Source organism: Paenibacillus sinopodophylli (assembly GCF_005930355.1).
GTDB lineage: Bacteria > Bacillota > Bacilli > Paenibacillales > Paenibacillaceae > Pristimantibacillus > Pristimantibacillus sinopodophylli.
In genome coordinates this window covers 1,699,607-1,724,109 of sequence record NZ_VDBO01000001.1, presented here as the reverse complement: position 1 = coordinate 1,724,109, position 24,503 = coordinate 1,699,607, and the positions used below count along the sequence as shown (strand labels likewise).

21 protein-coding genes and 2 pseudogenes are annotated in these 24,503 nt (G+C 44.5%); 14 read left to right on the top strand and 9 right to left on the bottom strand.

Features of this window, described 5'->3' with window-relative positions:
• Positions 1–169 precede the first annotated feature (169 nt).
• The 8 genes from FGT79_RS07875 to FGT79_RS07845 all read left to right on the top strand — a co-directional run bounded on the left by FGT79_RS07875 (position 170) and on the right by FGT79_RS07845 (position 11,959).
• The gene (locus tag FGT79_RS07875) at positions 170–1,507 is read left to right on the top strand and encodes an ABC transporter substrate-binding protein (protein ID WP_138752148.1); all 1,338 of its coding nucleotides are present in this window, start codon (positions 170–172) and stop codon (positions 1,505–1,507) included.
• A gap of 49 nt (positions 1,508–1,556) precedes the next feature.
• On the top strand, positions 1,557–2,480 hold the full coding sequence (locus FGT79_RS07870; RefSeq protein ID WP_425464990.1) for a carbohydrate ABC transporter permease: 924 nt from the start codon (positions 1,557–1,559) through the stop codon (positions 2,478–2,480).
• Positions 2,481–2,485: 5 nt separating this feature from the next.
• Entirely contained in the window at positions 2,486–3,334 is an 849-nt protein-coding gene (locus FGT79_RS07865; protein ID WP_425464989.1) for a carbohydrate ABC transporter permease, read from the top strand.
• 5 nt (positions 3,335–3,339) lie between these two features.
• A complete protein-coding gene (locus tag FGT79_RS07860; RefSeq protein WP_171056117.1) occupies positions 3,340–6,132 on the top strand; it encodes a glycoside hydrolase family 2 TIM barrel-domain containing protein in 2,793 nt (930 codons plus the stop codon).
• A 121-nt stretch (positions 6,133–6,253) separates the two neighbouring features.
• The gene (locus FGT79_RS07855) at positions 6,254–8,320 is read left to right on the top strand and encodes a glycosyl hydrolase 115 family protein (RefSeq protein WP_246096209.1); all 2,067 of its coding nucleotides are present in this window, start codon (positions 6,254–6,256) and stop codon (positions 8,318–8,320) included.
• A 450-nt stretch (positions 8,321–8,770) separates the two neighbouring features.
• Positions 8,771–10,903 (top strand): GMC family oxidoreductase, encoded by a 2,133-nt coding sequence (locus FGT79_RS07850; RefSeq protein ID WP_138752144.1) that lies wholly within the window; start codon positions 8,771–8,773, stop codon positions 10,901–10,903.
• Between the two features lie 304 nt (positions 10,904–11,207).
• The gene (locus FGT79_RS31030) at positions 11,208–11,378 is read left to right on the top strand and encodes a hypothetical protein (RefSeq protein ID WP_171056116.1); all 171 of its coding nucleotides are present in this window, start codon (positions 11,208–11,210) and stop codon (positions 11,376–11,378) included.
• 41 nt (positions 11,379–11,419) lie between these two features.
• Positions 11,420–11,959: an imm11 family protein gene (locus FGT79_RS07845; protein WP_138752143.1), complete on the top strand. Its 540-nt coding sequence runs from the start codon at positions 11,420–11,422 to the stop codon at positions 11,957–11,959.
• Positions 11,960–11,976: 17 nt separating this feature from the next.
• Here the strand turns inward: FGT79_RS07845 and FGT79_RS07840 are convergent, their stop codons facing one another.
• Together FGT79_RS07840 and FGT79_RS07835 are read right to left on the bottom strand one after the other, a co-directional pair.
• Complete coding sequence (locus FGT79_RS07840) at positions 11,977–12,165, bottom strand: helix-turn-helix domain-containing protein (protein WP_138752984.1); 189 nt, start codon at positions 12,163–12,165, stop codon at positions 11,977–11,979.
• Positions 12,166–12,202: 37 nt separating this feature from the next.
• Positions 12,203–12,394 (bottom strand): annotated as a pseudogene (locus tag FGT79_RS07835) (DUF2975 domain-containing protein); the annotation flags it as partial.
• Between the two features lie 98 nt (positions 12,395–12,492).
• Here FGT79_RS07835 and FGT79_RS07830 point away from each other — a divergent pair.
• From FGT79_RS07830 to FGT79_RS07820, 3 genes are all read left to right on the top strand, one after another.
• Complete coding sequence (locus FGT79_RS07830) at positions 12,493–13,200, top strand: response regulator transcription factor (protein WP_138752142.1); 708 nt, start codon at positions 12,493–12,495, stop codon at positions 13,198–13,200.
• Entirely contained in the window at positions 13,178–14,650 is a 1,473-nt protein-coding gene (locus FGT79_RS07825) for a sensor histidine kinase (protein WP_171056115.1), read from the top strand. Before FGT79_RS07830 ends, FGT79_RS07825 begins: the two co-directional genes overlap by 23 nt.
• Before the next feature lie 93 nt (positions 14,651–14,743).
• A complete protein-coding gene (locus FGT79_RS07820) occupies positions 14,744–15,859 on the top strand; it encodes a TolB family protein (RefSeq protein ID WP_138752140.1) in 1,116 nt (371 codons plus the stop codon).
• Between the two features lie 132 nt (positions 15,860–15,991).
• Here the strand turns inward: FGT79_RS07820 and FGT79_RS07815 are convergent, their stop codons facing one another.
• Together FGT79_RS07815 and FGT79_RS07810 are read right to left on the bottom strand one after the other, a co-directional pair.
• Entirely contained in the window at positions 15,992–16,207 is a 216-nt protein-coding gene (locus tag FGT79_RS07815; protein ID WP_138752139.1) for a helix-turn-helix domain-containing protein, read from the bottom strand.
• Positions 16,208–16,217: 10 nt separating this feature from the next.
• Complete coding sequence (locus tag FGT79_RS07810; protein ID WP_138752138.1) at positions 16,218–16,700, bottom strand: DUF2975 domain-containing protein; 483 nt, start codon at positions 16,698–16,700, stop codon at positions 16,218–16,220.
• A 351-nt stretch (positions 16,701–17,051) separates the two neighbouring features.
• On the opposite strand from FGT79_RS07810, the gene FGT79_RS07805 reads away from it, so the two are divergent.
• Together FGT79_RS07805 and FGT79_RS07800 are read left to right on the top strand one after the other, a co-directional pair.
• On the top strand, positions 17,052–17,987 hold the full coding sequence (locus FGT79_RS07805) for an NAD(P)/FAD-dependent oxidoreductase (RefSeq protein WP_246096327.1): 936 nt from the start codon (positions 17,052–17,054) through the stop codon (positions 17,985–17,987).
• 298 nt (positions 17,988–18,285) lie between these two features.
• Positions 18,286–18,543, top strand: coding sequence for a hypothetical protein (locus tag FGT79_RS07800; RefSeq protein ID WP_138752136.1), 258 nt, complete (start codon positions 18,286–18,288; stop codon positions 18,541–18,543).
• Between the two features lie 15 nt (positions 18,544–18,558).
• Here the strand turns inward: FGT79_RS07800 and FGT79_RS07795 are convergent, their stop codons facing one another.
• The 3 genes and pseudogenes from FGT79_RS07795 to FGT79_RS07785 form a co-directional block, all read right to left on the bottom strand.
• Positions 18,559–19,224: a helix-turn-helix transcriptional regulator gene (locus FGT79_RS07795; RefSeq protein ID WP_246096207.1), complete on the bottom strand. Its 666-nt coding sequence runs from the start codon at positions 19,222–19,224 to the stop codon at positions 18,559–18,561.
• Between the two features lie 197 nt (positions 19,225–19,421).
• Positions 19,422–19,780, bottom strand: a pseudogene (locus tag FGT79_RS07790) (GNAT family N-acetyltransferase); the annotation flags it as partial.
• A gap of 92 nt (positions 19,781–19,872) precedes the next feature.
• Positions 19,873–20,469, bottom strand: coding sequence for a TetR/AcrR family transcriptional regulator (locus FGT79_RS07785; protein ID WP_138752135.1), 597 nt, complete (start codon positions 20,467–20,469; stop codon positions 19,873–19,875).
• Between the two features lie 175 nt (positions 20,470–20,644).
• Between FGT79_RS07785 and FGT79_RS07780 the strand changes: the two genes are divergently transcribed.
• Complete coding sequence (locus FGT79_RS07780) at positions 20,645–21,403, top strand: SDR family oxidoreductase (protein ID WP_138752982.1); 759 nt, start codon at positions 20,645–20,647, stop codon at positions 21,401–21,403.
• Between the two features lie 105 nt (positions 21,404–21,508).
• Here FGT79_RS07780 and FGT79_RS07775 read toward each other — a convergent pair whose 3' ends face one another.
• On the bottom strand, positions 21,509–22,837 hold the full coding sequence (locus FGT79_RS07775) for an IS3 family transposase (protein ID WP_138752134.1): 1,329 nt from the start codon (positions 22,835–22,837) through the stop codon (positions 21,509–21,511).
• A 167-nt stretch (positions 22,838–23,004) separates the two neighbouring features.
• On the bottom strand, positions 23,005–24,495 hold the full coding sequence (locus FGT79_RS07770) for a DHA2 family efflux MFS transporter permease subunit (RefSeq protein ID WP_138752981.1): 1,491 nt from the start codon (positions 24,493–24,495) through the stop codon (positions 23,005–23,007).
• Positions 24,496–24,503 lie beyond the last annotated feature (8 nt).

The following is a 24,503-nucleotide window of genomic DNA, read 5'->3' as shown; positions in this document are numbered from 1 at the left end:
GGTCTTTAGACATATTGGTCGATTTTTTTCAAGAAGAACCTCTATTTTTTCCATGTCGTCAATTGTTCGCAGGATGTATTTTATAAGTAGAGCGATTGGTGTAAGTCCAGGCCTGGATACGCAAATCCGTTCATCACTCACAACAATCCAAACAAAGGGGCGCTAAAAAATGAAAAGACGTTTTTCGGTAATGATGCTCTTGGTGCTAGCATGCGTACTTGCGCTTGCAGGATGTTCGGGCGGTAATTCGGGCGAAAAACCTGCATCGACAGAAACGGTTAAAGATACAGAAGGCAATGGTACGAAAGCGGCAGACCTTCGCGTAATTTGGTGGGGGAATCAAGATCGCCACGATATAACATCAAAAGTTCTCAACATGTATGCAGAGGCTAATCCGGGAGTAACTTTCTCACCTGAATACCAAGGCTTTGATGGTTATTATCAGAAGCTCACATTGCTGGCTGCTTCGAATAACATGCCTGACATTTTTCAGTTTTATGTAGGTGCAAGCGATGCCAATCAGTTTATGGACAAGGGATTGGTAGAACCTTTGGATTCGTATATCGAGAGCGGTATCATCGACGTATCCAATATCGGAGAAAGCACACTGTCGGGCGGAAAAGCGTCAGACGGCAAAATATATGGTATTCCTCTTGGAGTTAACGCAAGGACGATGATCGTAGACCCTGCCGCCTACGAGAAGGCCGGACTTACCATTCCAGAAGGCGGATACGCCAATTGGGAAGCACTTTATGAAGATTTGAAAAAGCTGAAGGAAGTTACTGGCTACTACGGCGCTGAAGATTTGTTCAACGTAACCTTTGCCCTCCCTTATTATGCTCGCCAGTTCGGTCAGACGGTTAGCGCAGAAGAAACAGGAATAGGCTTTGATGAAAAAGTATATTCGGATTTCTTTACTTATCGAAAACAATGGGCTAAAGAGGGGTTGATTCCAAAAATGGATGCCTCGATGTCGGTGAAAAACCCAGAGGAGTCATTTTTGGTGAAAGGCCAATCGGCTGTCATGGTTGCATATACGAATCAGTACCCTGGTATCGTGAAGGCGGCAGGACGACCGCTCCAGATGATTCTTATGCCGGGACCGAACTCAGATAAGGCGATGGACGTACGTCCAGGCCTGCACTTCTCCATATCCGCTAATTCATCCAACAAGGAAGCAGCGGCGAAGTTCATTAGTTATTTTGTTAACGATATTGAAGCGAACAAAGTGCTGAACGCGAATCGGGGCATGCCGATTACGAGCCAAGTGCGCGCATCCTTAGCCGAGCAGTTCGAGCCTGACATGAAAGCAGTTGTTGAATACATGGATATAGTGACTGAGCATAGCGGTCCACTTGATCCACCCGCACCTACAGGGTCTACGGAAATTGAGGCTTTAATGATCGATTTGGAGCAGCAAATTATGTATGATCACATTTCCATTCAAGATGCGTATGCGAAGCTTCAGAAGGATGCAGCAGGAATAGTCGCAAAACATAAGAAGTAATAAACAAAGCGGCCGGTTTCTTGGGATTTTTTCAAGGAATCGGCCGTAGATGGGTATGGTGACAATGATGGCACAACAAATTAGAAAGTCGAGCGGTAATGAGAACGGAGCGGGCTACTTATTTATTTTGCCTTGGATTATTGGTTTTATCGCATTTACGGCAATTCCGTTTATATGTTTATTTTACTTTACTTTTACTAAATATGATTTATTATCGTCACCGAAATGGACGGGTTTAGACAATTTCATTCGCATGTTCACAGCGGATGATAAGTTTTTGACGAGTCTGAAAGTTACCTTCATCTACGTTCTGACAGCCATACCGCTTCGTCTCATATTCGCATTATTGATTGCGATATTGCTGAATATGAAGATTAGGTTCGTTGGACTATATCGAACAGCTTTCTACATTCCTTCGATTATCGGAGGCAGCGTAGCAGTTGCTGTTATGTGGGGGCAATTATTCGGATTGAACGGAGCCGTGAATGCGGTCATTGAGGCAGTATTCGGATTTCGGCCGAACGTATCATGGATCGCTCATCCTGATACCGCACTATGGTCGCTTATCCTTATGGCGATTTGGCAATTCGGGTCTCCCATGATTATTTTTCTTGCGGGATTAAAAAACATTCCCGATTCTTATTACGAGGCAGCGGTTGTGGACGGTGCGAATGCCTTTCAGCGGTTTGTCAAAATTACACTTCCGCTGCTAACGCCGATTATTTTATTCAACCTTGTCATGCAGATCATAGGTGGATTTATGACCTTTACACAAGGACTCATCATTACCGACGGCGGTCCGCTGGATCGCACCTTATTTTATCAACTTCATGTATACCGACAAGGATTCGAGTTTCTTGACATGGGTTACGCAGCAGCGCTTTCTTGTTTCTTGCTCGTAATTGTCGCCATCTTAACTGCATTGGTCTTCAAAACGTCGTCGGCATGGGTACATTACGAGTCGAAAGGATAAAGGGTATGATACGAAATTCTAAATTTTCATGGACGAAGCTAATGATTCAATTGATGTGTCTCGTCATCGGAGCCGCTTCTCTATATCCCATCGCTTGGATGATAGCAAGCTCGTTTAAAGAAAGCTCTCAAGTGTTCGTGAGCGCACATTCACTCATTCCGGCAGCGTGGGATTTCTCGAACTATTCGAACGGTTGGAAGGGCTTCGCTGGCATTACTTTCGGGACATTCTTCAAGAACACATTCATCATCGTATGTACGACCGTTCTTGGAACTATTGTTTCTTGCTCTTTAGTCGCTTATGGGTTCGCGAGAGTGAAATTCAAGCTGAAGGGCTTCTGGTTCGGAACCGTCATGCTTACGCTGCTATTGCCAGGTCAAATTGTACAAATTCCGCAATACATTATTTTTCATCAGATGGGCTGGGTCAACACGATCTATCCGCTGGTCGTTCCGGCTTTCTTCGGTTCTGCCTTCTTTATTTTTCTAATCATGCAGTTTATTCGTACGATTCCGTATGAATTGGATGAAGCAGCGAAGATTGACGGCTGCAGTCGGTTCGGCATTTTCTCACGTATTATATTGCCTCTTATTAAACCTGCATTGGTAACGTCTGCCATATTCGAATTTTACTGGTCATGGGATAACTTTTTTGGAGCGTTGATTTATTTAGGTAAGCCACAGATGTATACGGTCAGCGTTGCGCTTCGACTGTTCGCCGATCCGAGCTCAGGTACGGATTGGTCTGCAATGTTCGCGATGGCTACACTTTCTCTCATTCCTCCGATACTTGTGTTTTTTATGTTCCAGCGTTACATCGTTGAAGGCATTAGCACGACTGGTCTGAAAGGGTGATGATTATGGCGAAGAGCATTCGAGATAAAATATCCCTGGACGGCATGTGGAAGGGCTTGCTGGAAAGCTGGAGCGAGCCGGGCAGTACAATCGAAAAGGTGATTGTACTGCCCGGAACTCTTGACGAGCATGGATTAGGACCGAAGCCGGATAGCGCGAGCGATCGCTTGAGCCGAGCCTATGCTTACGAAGGAGTGGCGAGTTATGAACGGTCTGTGGATATACCGGAGAGCTGGAGGGGCAAGTCTATCTTCTTCAGAATGGAGCGAACGCGCGAGACGGAGTTGCGGGTTGACGGCATTTTGGTTGGATCCTCCAACTCCTTGTCAACGTCGCAGGTGTATGATGTCAGCCGTTACCTAGATCCAGGTAAACATCTCATTACCGTGATGGTGGACAATCGTTCCGGCATTATGGCGTGGAACAGCATCCGCAACTCACATATGGCGACTGACCACACGCAGACAAACTGGAACGGGATTGTCGGCGCAATCGAATTGTACGCAGTCGATCCCGTTCATATTGAGCATGTTCGCGTACATGCTCAATCGGCAGGAACGGTTCATGGAAAAGCGTTATTGCGTAAACCAGCAGGCAGCTGCGCCGTGGGGCGAATTTTGATTCAAATGAAGGATCTCAACAGCATGGCAATTGTAGAGACGAAAGAAATACCCTTTTCAATGTATTCGGAGATCGTGGAAGCAGAAATCAATTTCACAATTGAGGCAGATGAAACGCTGCGATTATGGGACGAGTTCGATCCGGCGATGTACAGCTTTCATCTCACATTAGATGGGATTATGGGAGAGCATAGATTTGCTGATGAACAGATCGTTCCACTAGGCATTCGCAATTTCATTGCTGGAGGAACCCAATTCGAGGTAAACGGCAAGAAGACGCTGCTGAGGGGCAAACACGATGCATGTGTATTCCCATTGACTGGCTACGCGCCTATGGATGTCGACTCATGGCTGGACGTATTCCGAACGGCCAAGGCATATGGGATCAACCATTATCGCTTCCATTCTTGGTGCCCCCCCGAAGCTGCGTTCGAAGCTGCCGACCGAATCGGTATCTACTTGCAGCCTGAACTCCCGCTATGGAATCCAGGCACAGCGTTCGAGGACGATGAAGAGTGGCAATATTTTTCAGATGAAGCTTTCCGAATTCTGAAGGCATACGGCAATCATCCTTCATTTGTTATGTTTGCCTGGGGCAATGAATTGGCTGGTTCGATCGAGCGTATGGAGCTGCTCGTCGAAGAGGCGCGTAAGTATGATCCAAGCAAACTTTACGCAATTGGCTCCAACAACTTCTTCATACATGCGCGGGCACCGCGTAATTCCGATTATTGGACGACGTTCTGGACCGAAGGCAATTGGAATGTGAAGAAATCCGGCTACGGCGGGAAACATGTGCGCGGGGCTACCCCGCATTCCACGCGTGGATTTATTAACAACAATCCTCCTTCGAGCAGGAAGGATTACCAGGAAGAAATTAAGGATATACCGTTCCCAATCATCGGACATGAGGTGGGGCAATTTCAGATCCATCCGAGCTTTAATGAGATCAATAAGTATAAGGGTGTACTGGAACCGGAACTTCTTACACGTTTCCGGGCTCATGCCGCAGCATCGGGTCTATTAAGTCAAGCGGACGATTTCCAAGCTGCCTCTGGGAGACTCGCTTGTCTTTGCTATCGCGAGGAAATTGAAGCTGTATTGCGAACGCCGGGTATGGCGGGGTTCCAATTGCTGGATTTGCAGGACTTTCCGGGTCAAGGTGGTGCATTCGTTGGAATTTTGGATTCCTTTATGGATTCCAAAGGGATTATTGAACCGGAGGAATGGAGACGGTTCTGCAGTGAAGTCGTTCCTCTTGTACGGATTAAAAGGTATGTATGGTCAGAAGGAGAACGTATAGATGCGCAGATAGAGGTGGCGAATTACGGTCCATCTTCATTAGAGGATAGAGCAGTGACATGGTCGATTATGAACGAAAATGGAAGGCAGGTTGCGGAGGGGAGCTTTCCGAACGTCGTGATTTCGCAAGGGGATGTGGGGTTGGTCGGGACGCTGGAATTCGAGATTCCGCCCATCGCTGAACCGGAGAGATGGAAGCTCTGGATTAAGATCGAGCAGACTACTTACTGCAACGAATACGCGCTTTGGGTGTATCCAAGCAGAGGTGAAGTGTCGATTCCGTCTGCCGTCTTCATCTCCGACGCTTTCGATACATGGACGCAGGAGGCGCTGCACGAGGGCAAGAATGTACTTCTGCTTCCTTCCGCACATCGTTCATTCGGACATGGTCCGCAGGGAACGTTTATCCCCGATTTTTGGTGTTATCCGATGTTTAAGAAATATGATCCGCCTGGAACGCTGGGCATTCTGTGCGATCCTGCTCATCCGGCGTTGTCTGACTTCCCCACTTCATCGCATGCCGAATGGCAATGGTGGCATCTGATGAAAAACTCACGAGCGATGGTACTGGATGAAGCCGGAGCAGATTACAGACCAATTGTACAAGTGATAGACAATGTGGCAAGGCAGCAGAAGCTAGGAATTCTTTTCGAAGCGAAGGTAGGCAAAGGGAAGCTAATGATTTGCTCCATCGATCTTTGGAGCCAGCAGGATCGACCTGAAGCACAGCAATTGCTCCATTCATTGCTGAATTACTGTAAGTCCGACAAGTTTGTTCCTGAAGCGATATGGACGGAAGAATACGTGGAAAAAATATTTGCTAATCAGATGATGTCGGAGGTTATTTCGAATCCGAATGCGGATACTTACGGATAAATGAGAACTACAACAGAACAGCCTGTCGGAGGTAGTGAAGCCGACAGGCATTTTTATCAGGTTAATAGGCATTGGTTAACAAGCATAAGCTGATAGCTTATGAATGAGGAGGACGCTTACATTGACATTTATCATCGATAATAATACGACATACCGCATTCCTAACAATCCGGCTTCGCCAATCCAGCATGCTTGGGAAATGATCAAGCGGGATCATTTAGAGGTTTTTGGCGATGCTCCTGTCATTGCTCTGAGTGAGGAGGAACGGGGCGACGTCGTTTTCCGTTATGCCGTACCTGAGGATGGTTGTCCGGAACGACCGGAGGCATTTTGCTTTCGTTTCATCAAGGTCGGCATGAGAATGGAGCTTCACATTGCTGCAGTAGACGATCTTGGGCTCGTATACGGCATGCTCGAGTACAGTGGTCGATATCTTGGTGTCGACCCGTTCTGGTTCTGGGCGGACCTTCCCCCGAAGAAACGTAGCCAAATTGAGGTTATTGCTGGCGATTATCATTCACCTGAACCAGTGGTTCGCTTCCGCGGCTGGTTCGTGAACGACGAGGTATGCTTAATCGGATGGAAGGAAGCGTACCCGCCGACCCAAGACGTATGGCAGCCTGTCTTCGAAGCTTTGCTGCGCTGCGGAGGTAATATGGTTATACCAGGTACGGATCTCCCTAAGCATGGCATTCATGCTGAGCTGGCGGCAGAAATGGGCTTATGGGTAACACATCACCATGCAGAGCCGCTAGGCGCCGAAATGTTTCTAAGAGCCTATCCCGGAAAAAAAGCAAGCTATCATGAAAATTCGGAGCTGTTCGAAGCCTTGTGGGAAGAAGCGATTGAGAAACAAAAGAACATGAATATTGTTTGGGTACTTTCGTTCCGCGGTCAAGGCGACGAGCCTTTCTGGATACAGGATCCCGCATTCGATACGCCTGCGAAGCGAGGAGAAATGATTAGCCGCGTCGTCCGTAAACAATACGATATGGTCCGCAGCAAGGTCGCTGATCCGAAATGCTGTGTGGCGCTGTACGGTGAGATTTCAGAATTGTATAAAGCAGGGCATATTGATATTTCAAAGGATATTATTAAGGTTTGGGCGGACAACGGTTACGGCAAAATGGTTTCCCGACGAAATGGCAATGAAAATCGGCGTATTCCAGCTTTACCGGAGCTTCAAGACGAAGGCAAGCATGGCATTTACTATCATGTAACGTTTCACGATCTTCAGGCTTCGAATCATTTAACGATGTTTCCAGCTTCGGCCGATTTAATCAAAGGAGAAATAGATGGTGCATTTCGTCTTGGCGCCAAGGATTATCTTCTCGTCAATAGCGGCAACATCCGTCCTCACGTCTATACGCTGGATTTAATACGCGAGCTGTGGATGCATGGTGAAGTGAAGGTGGAGGATCATCTGCAAGGTTTTGTCAGGCGCATGTACTCTGCTGCTAATAAGGAAATCTCCGAACTCTATCGTGATTATGCGCGTAATACGATTTCCTACGGTCCGAACGAAGACGATCGTGCCGGCGATGAGTTTTATCATCATCCAGCTCGCAAAATTGTCGGACATTGGCTTCAAGGGAAAACGGATCATCAGTCGCAGTCCCAGTTGTATTGGGCGACAGGGAATGTTGATTTTCCGGAGCAAGTCGAATGGTTTAGCAGGAAGTGTACCGATGCAGTTCCCGGCTGGCTTGACCTAAAGACGAGAATAGAAAGGCTGCTGCCGGAGCTGGCGGAATCGGAGCGACTTCGGGTGAGGGATCACTTGCAGCTGCACATAGAGCTTCATTTGTCGGGATGCGAAGGGTTTGACAGACTGGGAAAAGCATATTCCGCGTACCTTCATGGGAACTACCCGTTGGCGTTCGTTTATGCTTCTCAGGCCATGTGGAAGTATCAGGAGGGTGTTATTGTTCTGCATGAAGCGGAGCATGGGAAATGGAAGCATTTTTATCAGGCGGATTGGCTAACGAATATTACAAGTACAGTACAGAACATGGACACGCTGCGGCGCTGGCTTCGCATGCATGGCGACAGCCCTGATTTCTTCCTATGGTACAAACAATTTCTGATGCCGGAAACAGAGAAATATATATACTTGGAGAATACGCACCGGAACCCTCTCTCGGATGATGAACTGGCGATAGGATTAGCGGCTAAGTTCGGTGTGTGAGCGGTAATAAGCAATCCGCGTATCAGTCAAGAAATTATGTGCAAGGAATAAGGAGATATGCTGTGGTCACTCGTGATCGGCAGCATTCTCCTTTATTTATATTCTAGTACTGTAGAAGAAACTAGGATTATTGTGAGTATCGCGAAACTCGCAATGATCGAAGTTATTTTGAATCCATAAATAGATCAGCTAAAAACATTTCTTATGTATATTCCAAAAGAATAGATAAGCAATCTGGATCGTACAGTTTCTTATTCATTAAGAGACGGAGAGGACGTTATCTGATATGGGGATTAAAAAAATAACATCGTTACGTCTAATATTGTATGGCTTTCTTTTCTTCACTTAAGTGAAGAAAGAATAGAAAGTACTTGAACAACTCGCTGAAAAGTATAATATAGATATAAATCAATAGGATATCATCAATGGTCATTGTGAGGTGGGAATTAGATGAGGATTAGCGATCAGCATATTTTTTCGAGGGATTTCCGTCACGTTTTGGAAGCGGTTACCGACCGGATGATTCCCGAAGATGAATGGCCGTCAGCAACTGGTGGGGGAGTGCTGTCATACCTAGAACGTCGTGCCGCCGAAGATGCTGCTACCTGGACAGACGTCATAGAGCCTGGGCTTCGTGCATTGGAAGCGGAAGCAATCGAAATTCATGGGCAATCATTCTCGGAATTATCGGCTCATCAGAAAGATAGCTTGCTCCACAAGGTCGAGCAGGACTCTGTTCGAGAATGGCCGATTTCGTCTAAACGATTTTTTGACACGCTGCTAAGCTTGGTTATTGAAGGTTATTATGGAAGTCCTGAAGCGGGCGGGAATCATGGGGGCAAGTCATGGGATATGATGGGGTTTCGTCCAGGACCTGTTCCTGAGAGTAGTGAATCGGCCCCTGAGATCGATCTGCCGCAGAAGACCTTCGATCAGCTTCGAGATCAGTATGATGTCATTATCATAGGAGCTGGGGCAGGAGGCTCGGTAGCTGCAGCGGTATTAGCTGAAGCGGGACTGTACGTTCTTGTCGTTGAGCGCGGAAGCTGGCTTCTATACAGCCAGATAGGCAATGATCATTTGCGCAATCATCGGTTTAGCAAGTACGGACATAACACAGGTCCAGAGCTAGTAGGCAACCCGCGTACGATTGTATTGGCAGGCGGAGAAGAGCGGATTACAGCACCGTTTGACGGCGATTATCATAATAATGCGATGACGGTGGGTGGAGGAACACGGATTTACGGTGCGCAAGCATGGCGATTTCATCCGGATGATTTCCGTATGGCTAGTCGTTATGGGATACCCGAGGGGAGCTCGCTCAGCGATTGGCCAATTGGCTATGACGAGCTCGAGCCTTATTACGCTCGGGCTGAGTGGGAAGTCGGTGTCTCTGGTGATGGGAATGCCCATTCCGGGCGGGGGAAGCGGCAACGCTCCTACCCCATGCCGCCGTTGTCGCGCACGCTGGAAGCAGAACGCCTCGCGCTTGGAGCGGAGAAGCTAGGCTGGGAAGTCGGTTCTGTGCCTCTGCTCATCAACTCCATTGAACGGGATGGTCGACCAGCCTGTGGACGGTGCGGCCAATGTGTCGGATTCGCGTGCCCGACTAATAGTAAGAATGGCGGACACAATACAATGCTGGTGAAGGCTATTGCTACAGGTAATTGTGATCTGATCTGCGATACGACGGTGGAGCGCATCGATACTGAGGGAGGCAGGCATGCCACTGGCGTTCGTCTAGTGCAGCAATTAGGAGATACTATCCAGCGACGTCAAGTGCGGGCGGGGCATGTTGTGGTTGCAGCAGGAGCGATTGAAAGCGCACGTCTCCTTCTTAACTCTTCAACGGATTCAGAACCGAATGGAATAGGCAATCGGAGTGGACAAGTAGGCAGAAGCCTTCAAGGCCATGTCTATTCGGGTGCTTATGGGCTCTTCGATGATCCGATTCAAGACGGTCTTGGTCCGGGCGTTAGTATTGCAACCTTCCGTTTTGACCATCGTGATGAAGGAGGTATTATAGGAGGAGGGTTGCTGGCTAACGAGTTCACTCGGCTGCCGCTCCTCCATTGGTATCGAGCGCTTGCGCCAGGTGCTCCGCGCTGGGGCAGTGCTGGCAAGGAAGTGATGCGTGAGAGTTACTTGCGTACCAGTCAAATTCAAGGACCGATTCAAGAAATACCGAGTCCAGAGTCCAGAGTTCGGTTGTCTAGCACGGTCAAAGATCGCTTCGGCATGCCAGTCGCTCAGCTGTCTGGAAGTGTGCATCCCGAGTCGCTACGCTCGGCTTCCGTATTGGGAGAGCAAGCGGAGAAGTGGCTCTGGGCTGCGGGTGCGCGTGAGGTATGGCGAACGCAGCCTGGTGGAGGGCTAAGTGGTGGTCAGCATCAGGCAGGCACACTACGGATGGGGAATGACCCTGCTACATCTGTCACGGACCCATTAGGCCGCGTTCACGGATATGATAATCTATGGGTGAGCGACGGCTCTGTGCATGTGACGAACGGGGGCGTTAACCCAGTGTTAACGATTCTTGCTCTGGCATTCCGTACAGCAGATCATTTAGTGAAACAAGGATAGTGAATGGATTAATTTCCATTTATGGAAACTTGAACAATGCTGAATGGCGATTACCTTATGGATCGCAGTTCAGAACACTTTTACGCAATAGGCTATTCGTAGTGTCTATCCAGACTTTTCGAATGGTCTTTTGTGTTTTTTCAGAGCTCATTGCAGATGAAGTAATGGGTATTTCGACTGAAGGTAACAATGATAGGTATAAAGCTGCAGATATAGGAGTGCGCTCTAATTGTATTAAGAACACTACCAATATGTGTTAACAACTAACTAAATGTTCATATGGTGGAGATGGGAGGACTGCGTTATGAAAGTTTGGGAATTAGGATACAGTTATAGCGGTAAAGAAACACGAATAGGGTTGAAAAGTAAAGATTTTAAAGATATTCCTTTTACGGGTGAGGTAATCGTCGATCATTCAAAACTAGAGTTTATACGCTTGAAAAAAGGAAGGTATAAAGACTTTCTATCTTCCTAACGTATATTCCAATTGTTTCTGTAAAAGTGATGAATTTTCTATTGCCAATATTAAAAGATAAAGCTCAGTTTGTACCGATTATTTACGATGAACCCTATTATATCCTGAGTGTATTAAATGTAGTTGATGCCTTAGATCATAATAGAACGATTATTACGAATACAACTATTAGGAAAGCATACTTTAAAGAAGATATAGTGAAAAATCAGCTCATATTTCAAGTTCCAGAGGGTAGATCAGGTACTATCTACGTAACAGATGAATTGAAAAATAGGATAGGAAACTCAAAGTTTAAGGGGCATGAGTTTACTGAAGTATGGAACTCAGAAGATACGATAGAAGCTGAGCTCGAATCGAAACTGCTTTTTGACAAAAAAATAAAGGAAATAGAAAACTCTAATGTGCTTCCCATGAAATGGGGAATTGCTTATAGCTTGGTTGAGTCTGGAAAAGCAGTCGCAAGTGGTAAGTGGAAGATTCAAAAAAGCATTAATGGTAACATATTACTTGGTCAATTGACTAATGATCTAGCATACGAATGGACAGACCCGTCATATTGGCCTCCCATTCTAATTGCCTAAAAAATGAACCACATAACTCATGTGTTCTCTTCGATTTTGTATTCTAAAATATCTCCAGGCTGACATTCTAATGCTTTGCAAATCGCCTCCAAAGTGGAGATTCGAATGGCTTTTGTCTTTCTATTTTTCAATATAGAAAGGTTAGCCATCGGTATTCCAACCCTCTCGGAAAGCTCGGTTACACCCATTTTCCTTTTAGCTAACATCACATCAATATTGATTATTATAGCCGTGTTATTCACCTCAGAAAATTATGTCGTTTTCTGATTTTATATCGACAGCCTCTTTCAACAGCCTTTGGAGAACAGAAGCAAAAACGGAAATGACCATAGATGCAAAAACCATGACCAGCCCGATTACGATAATGCCCGGTGCATCGTCTTTTTCTGCGATGAGATAAAAGAGAGGCAAGCCTAATACAAACAAGCTGCCGATTAGAGTGCCCGTTAGCCCCGGTTTTGATAGGAGAGCCTATTGTGTTAGATTTAAGAAAGATAGACTGGTTATATATAGTAAGAAGGATTGGTGAATTCATGAACGAAAAAATTATGGTCATTGAAGATGAAAGAAAAATTGCGGACGCCATTGCCTACGCTTTAAGACGAGAAGGATATGTAATCGAGATTGTTGATCATGGATCAGCAGCTATGGATCGTATTTATGCGTTTCGTCCGGATGCCATCATTCTGGATGTAATGCTTCCTGGTATGGATGGCTATGATATTCTAAAGAACCTTCAAGCTAAAGGACGTATCGGCGTAATCATGCTAACGGCCAAAGAAGATATCGTTAACAAAATTCTAGGACTCGAACTGGGAGCAGACGATTATATCACGAAGCCTTTCGATATGCGGGAGCTGCTTGCGCGATTAAAGTCATTATTGAGAAGAATACAGGCCGCAGGTGAAAAACAAGAGGTAAACGAGATTCGGCTGGGTGAAATTATGCTGCATATAAGTAAACGAACGGCTATGGCTGGCGATAAAAAGCTGGATTTGACACCTAAAGAATATGATCTGCTCGCTCTCTTAGCATCCAGTCCAGATAGGGTTTATACAAGGGAGCAGCTTTTGGATTTGGTCTGGGGAATGGATTATATAGGCGGTACGCGTACCGTGGATATTCATGTACAAAGGGTGAGAAAAAAGCTGGGGCCGGAAATCAGCGAAATGATACAAACCGTTCATGGTATCGGTTATAAAGTATTGGGAGGTTACAGTGAGAATCAGCATAAAAATTAAATTCAGTATATTTTTGGCGGCCCTTTTGCTTCTTACTGTATTCGTACTAAGCGTGCTCGTACTGGAAGGCATTAAAAAAAACCAGCAGGTAGAGATTGAGCAGTATTTGGCCCAGCAAGCGACAACGGCAAACGTATATTTTATCCAGACTCTAATGTCCGAGTCCAATAAGGTGCCTCAAACTTTTTTGGCATTGAAAGGCAAGGAGTTTGCAGCGCAACTGGAATTGATTAGTGGACAATCGGTCGTGTTGTATGATCAGCAAGGAGCAATCGTTAATAAAGAAAGAGCGAGTATGACATCCGATGGGATTAAAAAAACGTTAGCATTCGCGTTAAATAATAAAACAGCTTTTTTGACGGCAGAAGAATCGTTGTATTATATGACTCCATTACGAACAGGAAATGAGCAAGTAGGCGTTGTACAGTTCAACTACTCTCTGTCGAATAACCTTGCCTTTTATAATCAGATTAAACAAATGTTTGTTTATATAGGCACGGGCGTATTTATGCTCAGCTTTATTTTGGCTTATTTTTATTTCAATTCGTTTGCCACTGGCATCATCAGGCTTAATGGTACGGTGGACAGGATTCGGGAAGGACATTTTGAGACAAATACGCTCAGACGAAAGGATGAGATTGGTGAATTAAGTGAAGGTATTCGCGTGATGAGCGAGCAAATGATGAAGACGTTGCAGGATAAGGATCAAGAACGAGAAAAACTAACACAGGCGGTTCATAAATTATCTCTGCTTGATCAGCAGCAAAAGCAGTTTATAGGCAACGTAACTCACGAATTTAAAACACCGTTAACTTCAATCAAAGCCTATATCGATTTGCTCGAAATGTATCCGGATGATGAGAAGCTATTGGAAACGGCAAAAATAAATATCCAAAGTGAAACGCAGCGGTTATATGAAATGGTTGAAAAGGTTTTGCAATTGGCTGCTCTGGACAAATATGATTTTGAATATAACAAGGAAAAGGTCGATATAGAGCAGACTATCCGATGGGTGTTGAATAGCTTAAAAGGTAAAATGGATAAGTTCGGTATACAACTAGAAACGGATTTAATTGAAGCCTATGTGGAAGCTGACAAAGACTGTATAGCCATTGTTCTTATTAACCTGATGGATAATGCTATTAAGTATAACAAAGCAAGGGGACATATTTTTGTGAAAAATGACTTGAAGGACGGTCAGGTTATCATTGAAATTTCCAATACAGGTATTGGCATTCCCGAAGAAGTAGTCCACAAAATTTTTGACCCGTTCTATACCGTTGATAAAAACAGATCCCGTGAAAATGGCGGGGCAGGGCTTGGACTTTCACTAGCTAAACAGTATGCAGAAACACAAGGAGGTTCTATCGCTCTTGTGAGCACAGATGAGGCAGGAACCGTATTCAGAATTACTTTTCCAACATATGAGCCAACAGAAATGAGATCTTAATGAACAATTTCGATGCTTTTGTTTACATCTTGGAAACATTCGTTTGTATTTCTGGAACAATTTCTTGATATTGTAGGTATCGAGGAGGCGAACATGATGAAGAAAACAAAAATAGCAGTTATATGTTTTGTTACAGCGTTGCTTATATTCATTACAGCATGCAGCGAAGAAGAGAATGTTAACAGAGTGATCATCAAAGAGCCGGGAGAAACGATAACGGTCATTGATGATGCAGCTACGGAGGCGGGGGAGCCTATTGTATCCGTAGAAAAAATGGATGTTTACGAAAATATGGAGATTACCGACTGGTTGGACGAGGAAACGGTTATCGTTTCGAAAGAAAATACGTCGCTAGACAAAATGAAGCTGGAAGAATTGTCGGATTCTTATCCTAGAAGCCTGTATTTGTACAACCTTACGACCAAACAATATAAGCTGCTAAAAGAACAGGATAATGTGTTTTTGGGAGGCGCGGCGTTGTCTCCTGATAAAAAGCATTTACTTTACCATGAATTCGATTTAGGTGATCCTGTCTATTATGTGTTGAACCTGGATACGCTCCATTCATTCGGCATTATCGGCAATCATATTGGCGGAGCCCTTAGTGCCAAGTGGGCTGATGAAGGAACGATTATTGGTGCAGCTTACAGCGGTGGCGCATATACGGCAAGTACCACAGGGAGCATCGCGCGATTAGCCGAATTAAATGAGGAAGCATTGGTTATCGTTGAAAAAATGAAGGATAAGGTTTATTACAATACGAATTCCGATGAGTCCTTACATGTTCTGAATCTGATGAACAAGGAAAAGGCTAGATTGAATATCGACCATGTTCACGGCGTGGCCCCCTCGCCAGATCGGAACCAAATGCTGGTGATGCAATCTACCGGCTCCAAAAGTGTTGTGATATTATGTGACGCGGATGGGGGGAATCAAAAAACGATTGCAGAAGGTACGGAGCTTGGCGGAGTTTCTTGGTCGCCTGATCAGCGGATGATCGCATACAGCAAGAAGGCTGATGTGAACGGAGTTACCGTGAATGGGATCTATCTTTACGATATGTTAACCGGCAAGACTACTCAGTTAGCGGTAGATGTCCAGCATGCAATAACTGCTTGGAGTCCTTCCGGCAAAACACTAGTGTATACAGAATGGAACGGCAAGCAATACAATAGCAATATCGTCTCCTTGAGCTACTCGATACAGTAACGATGAGTCATTTGGTGGAAATCATTCGTACAGTCGCCATTAGGCGGACATAAATAAAATAAACAGCGGCAATCCTGGGCGAATAGAAAGTCCGGGGTCGTCGCTGTTTGAACAATCTTTACTTTTGTATTCTTAGCTATCCACTTCGCTCTTATATTCTAAAATATCTCCAGGCTGACAGTCTAAAGCTTTGCAAATCGCCTCCAAGGTGGAGATTCGAATGGCTTTTGCCTTTCCATTTTTTAAGATAGAAAGGTTAGCCATCGTAATGCCAACCCTCTCCGAAAGCTCGGTTACGCTCATCTTCCGTTTAGCCAGCATCACATCTATGTTTATTATAATGGCCATATCATTCACCTCAGACGATTAAGTCGTTTTCAGATTTGATGTCGACAGCCTCTTTTAACAGCCTCTGAAGAACAGCGGCGAACACGGCAATCACCATAGAAGCAAAAACCATAACCAACCCAATGACGATAATGCCTGGAGCGTCGTCTTTCTCCGCAATGAGATAAAACAGAGGCAAGCCTAGCACGAACAAGCTGCTGAATCCAATTGCACAGTATTTAATTTTTTTCAAAGCACGCACGGACAATTCTGAGAAGGCGACGTTCTTATCAATGTAGCTTAACACTTTAAAGGCTTGATACAGCGCAAGGTAAAAGGGTATTGCCGTTGCATACAAGTCAATATAGATCAAATATTTCAGATAAGCCATATCAGGATACAGCTCATGTGCGAAATTACCGATCTCCGGCATCAAAAAGATGTACAGCGCAAGAGCTGGGATTCCAATAATTATAACAGCCAGCTTTAAAAAAAGTGTGGTTCCTCGTTTCATGATAAAGCACCTCTCTTCGTTATTTTCATTTTGATTCTAACCTATAATTTATCGTTTTACAATATGTAGTTATTGATTTTAAATATATTATTGTTGAATCATAGTATTGTAAATAGAAAGGCACGTCGTATGCATGCTTTGATTATTCACATAGTCTGCATAACATTCGGGGGGGATTTCTCACCTGATTATGCGCTGCTTGCTTTCGGGACGCTAGAGATTTTTCTGGTAATTATATTTATTATACATTAATATATAATAAATATAATAAAGGAAGGAGCGAGCAATTTGTCGTCAGAGCATACAGAATCATATACAGATATTACAATCATCGGTGGGGGACCAGCGGGAATGTTCGCAGCTTTCTATGCGGGTATGCGCCAAGCTAGTGTGAAAATAATCGACAGTATGCCGCAATTAGGTGGTCAGCCGCTCGCGCTGTATCCTGAAAAGTATATTTATGATGTAGCGGGTTTTCCGAAAATTACGGCAGCGCAGCTTACGCAAAATGTAATGGAGCAGATGAAGCTGTTTCCGACAGATATTTGTTTGGAGGAAAAAGTCCAGCAAGTTGTAAAAAAGGGAGAGCGACAATTCGAGATTAGAACGGACAAGTCCGTTCACTACAGCAAGTCCGTCATTGTTACGGCTGGAATCGGGGCATTCGAGCCGCGTCGATTGGATGTTGAGAATGCGCGTAACTATGAGCAATCCAATCTCTATTATTTTATAAAAGACTTAAAGCAGTTCACCAACCAGCGAGTTGTCATTAATGGAGGCGGAGATTCCGCTGTAGATTGGGCACTTATGCTTGAACCGATCGCCAAAGAGGTGATTCTGATTCACAGAAGAGACAAATTCCGTGCTCATGAGCATAGTGTTGAGAAGCTGATGGCCTCCAAGGTTGTTATCGTAACACCAGCTGAAATTATCGGGCTGCATGGCGAGGATCGAATTATGGAAGTTACGATTACATTCGATAAATCTGGAGAAACCAAATCGATTGCATGTGATGCGCTTATCGTAAACTTTGGCTTCATTTCGTCTCTTGGGCCTATCGATCAATGGGGGCTGGAGGTTAAGAACGGTTCAATTGCGGTTGATACACGCATGGAAACGAATATACCGGGGATATTTGCCGCGGGTGATATTACCTCTTATCCTGGAAAAGTAAAACTGATAGCGGTAGGCTTCGGAGAAGCTCCAACCGCGATCAATAACGCTAAAGTATATATTGATCCGACAGCCAGACTGTCACCAGGTCATAGCAGCAATATGAAGCTATAAAACTTGATTTAAGCGGGAGTCGATCATGAGGAGTGTTCGTCATGAGCTCGAATAGTCGACAAGAAGGAATCGAATCATCTATTTACGGCCTGAAATAACTCATTGCCCGCATTGTGAGAAAAAACTTAATGAACAGGGGATTCCGATTATAGCTATAGTATTGGAGGGTGATTACAGGCTTCGACTAGCCTTTCAAGACTTGCTTCAAGGCTTGCCTTATCGCTATAGTCCTTATCGATATTTCAATACACCAGTAAAGAAGGATGGTCGCGAGCTGAGGAAATGTTGGAGAAAGAAAATGCGGTTCATACGTATTGTTGACAGGAAAATCATACATTTGGAACAGCGCATAAATAAGCAGCTAGATGAAGCTTCTGCTTTATCTAGCGAGCTGCTTGAGCTATCTTTGGCCAAGAAGTGTGTTGCAGCATCTAAGGCTCTGTTGATAGAGAAGGGAGGCCGCCCTTTCAATCTTCCTGGGATGTTGAGCTACGATCAAGCACAAGCCATTCAAGCCTCGGTTCATCAATACTTGAATAGCTCAGCGACCCGCTGAATTCAGCAGCTAAGCTTAAGATTCAGCAGGCTCTTGTTTTCTATTCTTTTTGATTGAGTAAGTGCACCGCTGACCTCCGTCGGCTAAGCATTCCTTCCTCGTCACATCGGCATCTGTTAGTAGCGATCTGAACATTTTTAATTCGCATTGACAAGCATTTTTATATTGTAGAGCCACATTCTCAATGGGACAGTTGTGTTCTATCAATACATATTCCTCATCGTTAACGGTTTCCAGTTCGACCATATAGCCGTTTTCGTTTTGAATTTTTGCTAGCATTTCGACTTGCTCGCTGATGTCCTTGTCTTTCATGCTTTCGTAGTATTTCTTAATCAATTTATTTTTTCGGCCTTCAAATAACGTATCAACGGCCTCTTTACCAAAATGATCCTCCAGCTCCACTAGCAAATCAAGTGTCAATGCATGATAGTTATTGGGGAAAAAGCTTTTTGATTGATCCGTCAAGCAGTATACCGCTGTTGGCCTTCCCAGTGATTGCCGCAGCATTTTGGAAGTAATAAGACTGTCGCGTTCAAGTGACTGGATATGACGGCGGACACCCATAATCGTTATACCCAGCTCAACTGTAAGCTGCTTAATACTCATATTGCCTTTCGTTTTAAGAAGCTGCAGAATGACTTCTCTAGTTGGAAGCTGCTGCATCAGGTCTGGATTAGTCATCTATCGTCACTCCCTTAAATCAGGTTCATATCCATAATAGCATGTTCAAACAATGCGTGTACCTTAAGAGGATGCAATCTAATTGTATACTATTATATATATTATATATAATAAGTTCAAATCAATTCATTATTTCCATATTAATATGAGGAGCGATTGAAATGATAGAAATTAAAGAGAAGGCTGAACAGGCGATTTCACACACGTTCATATTGATTTTTAAGCATGGAATAGACATAGGTATCGTGCGGTTCCCCATTCTGATACATATAGTCTCTTAGTATGCCTTCTCTTTGAAATCCAGCTTTATCTAGCAGGTGATTGGAGGCGTGATTATTTAAAAACACACTGCCCCAATTCGGGTTAGCCCCAGTTCATCAAACCCATATTGCACGACTTTAGCTAGTGCTTCGGAGGTGTAGCCTTTTCTCCAATAGTCAGGATGGATTTCATACCCAATTTCTGCACGTTTATGCTTGGGAGACCAGAGATTAAATCCAATCGTACCTATAATATTTTGCTCTCCTCGTGGCATGATTCCCCATCGCAGCCCTCTCACTTGTGATTTCTCTGAGCAGCAATCATGCTGTCTCCAAGCTCGGGAACATATGGCTATCACCTTGCCTTATTAGTAGTATGTCGCACGGATTAGGATTTAACAGACAGCTTCGTCGTTGTTGGACGCTGGTTTATAATTTTGACAAGCTGCTCCTGCATATAGAAAGGAGAATGGACAAACCCGCTGTCAATCCAGTGAAAGATCAGCCCGAGAAGCGCATGAAGGGAATAGACGGCTAGCAGCTCCTGATCAACATCATCAACCTCGAAAACTAATTCTTCTCTTATTATTTGTTTCAAGGAAATAAACATTTTTTCTCTAAGCATAGGGAGCACATCGCTTCTGGCAAGAACGCTATAGTTGTTAGAGTGCTGGGCAATATGTTCAAAGATCATAATCGAGTGTGCATGCAGCTCATGCGGGGATAATGTTTTTTCTTGCTCATAGGGTGCACGGAAGGATTGAAGCAAATCCTTGATCAAAGCTGTAATAATATCATCTAACAGATCATCCTTATTAACATAATTAGCATAAAAGGTTCCTCTATTGTAACCAGCAAGCTTGACAATATCTGTTATCGAGATAGAAGCAAATGATTGTTTGTCCATGAGATGGAGCAAGGCTTCTCTTAAGGCTGCTTTGCTTCGGATGATTCTGGGATCAGTGTGAGTGACAGGTATATCCATAATAAAAAACCTCCACATAAACTTAATTTACAAAACCCATTCTATTTGTTGTTTAGTCAGCAATTTTATGTTTTTTAATGATTGATAACATTTCTATTGAACTTTATAGTAAACCTAACAGATGTTTATTAGTGAACATGTGTTCATTCTATCACATAATATGGAGGCATGAATGATGAAACTTTCCGGAAAAGTAGCGGTAGTGACAGGAGCAGCATCGGGGATGGGGAAGGCTATTGCGGAACTCTTTGCTCAAGAAGGAGCAAAGGTCGTTCTATCCGATCTTAATCTAGAGAACGCAAGCAAAGTGGTACAAGGTATCCAGGAAAAAGGCGGCACTGCCATTGCGGTTGTTTCCAATGTTGCTGTTGAGGCGGATGTTCAAAATTTGATCGATACTGCGGTCAACGAATTTGGAACGGTGGATATTTTGGTCAACAACGCCGGAATTATGGATAATTTCGTTCCAGCTGGAGATATTACGGATGAGCTTTGGGAGAGAGTATTTGCCGTAAATACGACTGGACCTATGCGCACCACACGCAAGGTGCTGCCAATCTTCTTGGAGAAGCAAGGGGGTAGCATTGTGAATATTGCATCGAACGGAGGACTATTCGGTTCTCGCGCGGGAGCGGCGTATACGGCTTCGAAACATGCCGTTATCGGGTTTACAAAAAATGTTGGCTTTCAGTATGCTAAGCTAGGCATTCGTTGTAACGCCATTGCACCGGGTGCTGTGAAAACAAATATAAGCGCATCCATTACGGAGCCGAATCCGTTTGGTGCAGAGCGTTCAATGAGCGGAATGGGCATTAACCCTCGTTTGGGTGAGCCGGAAGAGGTTGCCAAAATTGCTTTGTTCCTCGCTTCCGATGAGTCCAGCTTTGTTAATGGGACTACAATTGTTGCAGATGCTGGTTGGTCGTCCTACTAATAATCAGTAATCCATTTATGCAGACTATGCCAACATAGGATAATAAAACAAGACTACGCACCTTGATCTGGACCCCTTGTCAAGGACACTTGAAAAAGAGAAGACTTAGGCAGCAGACAATAGATGATTCCTGTACTGAACAGGGGTCATCTTTTTTAATCCCCATTGATACCTGTGATGGTTGTAATATCTAATATAGCGGTCTATTTCGTCTTGCAACTCTTGAAACGAAATGCAACCGCGATTATCTACATGGTCTTTCATATGGCCAAAAAATGACTCCTGCGGAGCGTTGTCCCAACAGTTTCCGCGTCTGGACATGGACTGACCTAAACCTTTCTGCTTCAATAGTTTTTGGTACGTGGGGCTTGTATAATGGCTTCCCTGATCGGAATGAATGAAAACCGCTTTATGCAATTTCACGCGTCTTTGTTTCATGAGTTTATCTATGGTTTGAGTGGCAATGGATAAGTCGATTCGCTTCGAAAGGTGATAGGCGAGCAGTTCCCCGCTGGAAGCATCCAAGATAGTTGACAAATACCCTACCTCCGTGCGGTTGTAGGGAAGATATGTAATGTCAGTAAGCAAGACGAGCCCTGGAATACCCTTCTTGAAATCCCTCTGTAACTTATTAGGAAGGGTGCGATGCTCTAAGGTTGCTTTAGCCATACGTATATAAGGATTTGGTTTTCTGTGCGGGCACACAAGGTTTAGTTTTTTCATAAGCCGGCGGATTCTCTTTAGGTTATAGATGATTCCAAATTTATTCTGAAGAACCATCTTTATGGAGCGTGAGCCTTTTTTGAACCCTTTCCAATAAAATGCTTTCTTAATCCATTCACCTGCCACGACATCGAGTCTCGCACGTTCTAAGCGGGCGTCAGCGGCCTTTACATAGTTGTAGTATCCCGAACGAGATACGTCAAGGAGCTCACAAAGATAGCGGGTCATACGCCCAAGTCCTTGGTCTACGGCTTCTGCAATTAACTCGAATAATTTACTTTTTCGCAGATTCATTCCTTTTGCTACCAGCAACCTTTCGTTCGAGTCTAGCTTTTTTAGTAATTCAAGTTGGGACTCTAGGAGTTTGATCCGAACATCCTGCTTGGCAATGACCTCTTCTTGCGTCATTTCCCGCTGCAAGGGACGCCCAGAGCTACCTTTACGCGAATCGGTTAAGCCAACAATCCCATCGCGTTTATATGCCCTCCTCCAACGATCAGCACACTGTTTTACACGACTCATCCCTATAACGTTTACATCAAATCCATTGGCCTCAAAAATCTCCCTAGGCGTTTTTTGTAACATATTTTGATCGATGAATAGCTGCTTAAATTCATCTGAATAGGTGATAGCTTTTTCACTTACGTTCACCACGAACTTGTTTCGTAACAGGATCTCACAGTCCTTTTCGGTAAATCTCTTCTTACTCATGCCATTCCCTCCGATACTTACTCCAGTATACAAAAAGGTACCCACAGCCTAAACACCTTTTTTTCAAAGTGTCCAGACTATGGGTACCAGTTTACCTTTTAGAATTAGGCGTGTAGTCTTGTTTTTGGTAAGACATAGAACGATTGCATATCGTTACAAATGATTCATCAAACTTCTTTAACTACCTTTAGTTTCACCGCGGACGTGGAAGTGGACTCCTCCACAGCGGGTTGATCAGCACGCTTGATAAAGAAGGAAAGCAGCAAGCCGATTACGCCAATGCCAACGATAACGAGATAGGCGTCATTGATTCCATTGATGGAAGCAGCGGTAACCATTTCTGCTTGAGTTGCTCCTTCAGTTCCGCCTGATGTCATAAGCTCTTGCATATGAGTTGTGGTACGACTTGTCATGATGGTCACGAGCAGCGAAGTTCCTACAGCACCTGCTACTTGTTTGATGGTGTTGGAAATGGCTGTACCATGTGCGTTAAGCCTAGCTGGAAGCTGGTTTAAGCCTGCTGTAGTGATTGGCATTAGCAGCATGGCCATACCGAAGCGACGACCTGTAGACATAAGAACGAGATAGGTATAGCTTGTTGTGTCTGTTAAGTTAATAAAGCCTAAGGTGGTGATAATGGTAATCGCCATTCCAATGATGGAAAGCCATTTGGCACCGTACTTATCGAATAGCTTACCTGTAATAGGCATCATAACACCCATAAGCAGCGAGCCTGGGAACATCAATAAGCCAGATTCCAGCGCTGTGAACCCTCGGGAGTTTTGCAAATAAAGAGGAAGCAGCATCATATCCGCATACATGACCATAGTCACTGCGATATTAATAACGGTGGTGAGTGAGAACATATTGTATTTGAAAGCACGTAGATCTAAGAGCGGGCTGTCAGATTTTAACTGCCGCCAAGTAAACAGAACTAGTGAAAGGATTCCCACTATAAGAAACGTGATGACTTCGGCACTCGACCAACCCAATTTGCCAGCGCGGCTGAAGCCGTACATAACCGCACCGAATCCAACGGTAGAGAGAATGACACTGAGTACGTCAATTTTTGCATGAATCCGCTCCGAAACATTCCTTAGATAAATAAATCCGCAAATAATGACAATCGCAACTAACGGAATCATGCCATAGAACATCGTTTCCCATCGGTAGTTTTCCAAGATGTAGCCAGCAAGCGTTGGCCCAATAGCTGGGGCGAAAATAATAGCGAATCCAACCATCCCCATTGCGGCTCCCCGCTTATTCGGAGGAAAGAGCGTTAATATAACCGTCATAAGCAGCGGCATAATAATGCCCGCGCCGGCTGCCTGAATCAAACGGCCTGTTAACAGAACTGGAAAGCTAGAAGCGAGCGCCGATACAATCGTTCCTGTGAGAAAGATAAACATAGAAGCCTGGAAAAGCTCACGTGTCGTAAATCGCTGCATCAAATAAGCTGTGATCGGAATCAATACACCATTTACCAACATATACCCTGTAGTCAACCACTGAGCAGTTGCAGCCGAAATGTTAAAATCAATCATTAATTCCGGGGTAGCAACGCTCATAATGGTTTGATTCAGCGTCGCAAGAAAGGCACCCAAAATCATCACAAACAAAATCGGTCCTTTTTTTATCGAACTGCTGTTTTCTGCCATACTTTTAC

Bases quoted from the DNA above. Each gene is read 5' to 3' on its own strand.
- FGT79_RS07840 (WP_138752984.1), bottom strand. From the start codon at position 12,165: ATGTTAGCTAAAAGGAAAATGGGTGTAACCGAGCTTTCCGAGAGGGTT.
- FGT79_RS07860 (WP_171056117.1), top strand. From the start codon at position 3,340: ATGGCGAAGAGCATTCGAGATAAAATATCCCTGGACGGCATGTGGAAG.
- FGT79_RS07785 (WP_138752135.1), bottom strand. From the start codon at position 20,469: ATGGATATACCTGTCACTCACACTGATCCCAGAATCATCCGAAGCAAA.
- FGT79_RS07800 (WP_138752136.1), top strand. From the start codon at position 18,286: ATGCGGTTCATACGTATTGTTGACAGGAAAATCATACATTTGGAACAG.
- FGT79_RS07770 (WP_138752981.1), bottom strand. From the start codon at position 24,495: ATGGCAGAAAACAGCAGTTCGATAAAAAAAGGACCGATTTTGTTTGTG.
- FGT79_RS07780 (WP_138752982.1), top strand. From the start codon at position 20,645: ATGAAACTTTCCGGAAAAGTAGCGGTAGTGACAGGAGCAGCATCGGGG.
- FGT79_RS07775 (WP_138752134.1), bottom strand. From the start codon at position 22,837: ATGAGTAAGAAGAGATTTACCGAAAAGGACTGTGAGATCCTGTTACGA.
- FGT79_RS07795 (WP_246096207.1), bottom strand. From the start codon at position 19,224: ATGACTAATCCAGACCTGATGCAGCAGCTTCCAACTAGAGAAGTCATT.
- FGT79_RS07820 (WP_138752140.1), top strand. From the start codon at position 14,744: ATGATGAAGAAAACAAAAATAGCAGTTATATGTTTTGTTACAGCGTTG.
- FGT79_RS07810 (WP_138752138.1), bottom strand. From the start codon at position 16,700: ATGAAACGAGGAACCACACTTTTTTTAAAGCTGGCTGTTATAATTATT.
- FGT79_RS07815 (WP_138752139.1), bottom strand. From the start codon at position 16,207: ATGGCCATTATAATAAACATAGATGTGATGCTGGCTAAACGGAAGATG.
- FGT79_RS07875 (WP_138752148.1), top strand. From the start codon at position 170: ATGAAAAGACGTTTTTCGGTAATGATGCTCTTGGTGCTAGCATGCGTA.
- FGT79_RS07850 (WP_138752144.1), top strand. From the start codon at position 8,771: ATGAGGATTAGCGATCAGCATATTTTTTCGAGGGATTTCCGTCACGTT.
- FGT79_RS07830 (WP_138752142.1), top strand. From the start codon at position 12,493: ATGAACGAAAAAATTATGGTCATTGAAGATGAAAGAAAAATTGCGGAC.
- FGT79_RS07805 (WP_246096327.1), top strand. From the start codon at position 17,052: ATGTTCGCAGCTTTCTATGCGGGTATGCGCCAAGCTAGTGTGAAAATA.
- FGT79_RS07870 (WP_425464990.1), top strand. From the start codon at position 1,557: ATGGGTATGGTGACAATGATGGCACAACAAATTAGAAAGTCGAGCGGT.
- FGT79_RS07865 (WP_425464989.1), top strand. From the start codon at position 2,486: ATGATACGAAATTCTAAATTTTCATGGACGAAGCTAATGATTCAATTG.
- FGT79_RS31030 (WP_171056116.1), top strand. From the start codon at position 11,208: ATGAAAGTTTGGGAATTAGGATACAGTTATAGCGGTAAAGAAACACGA.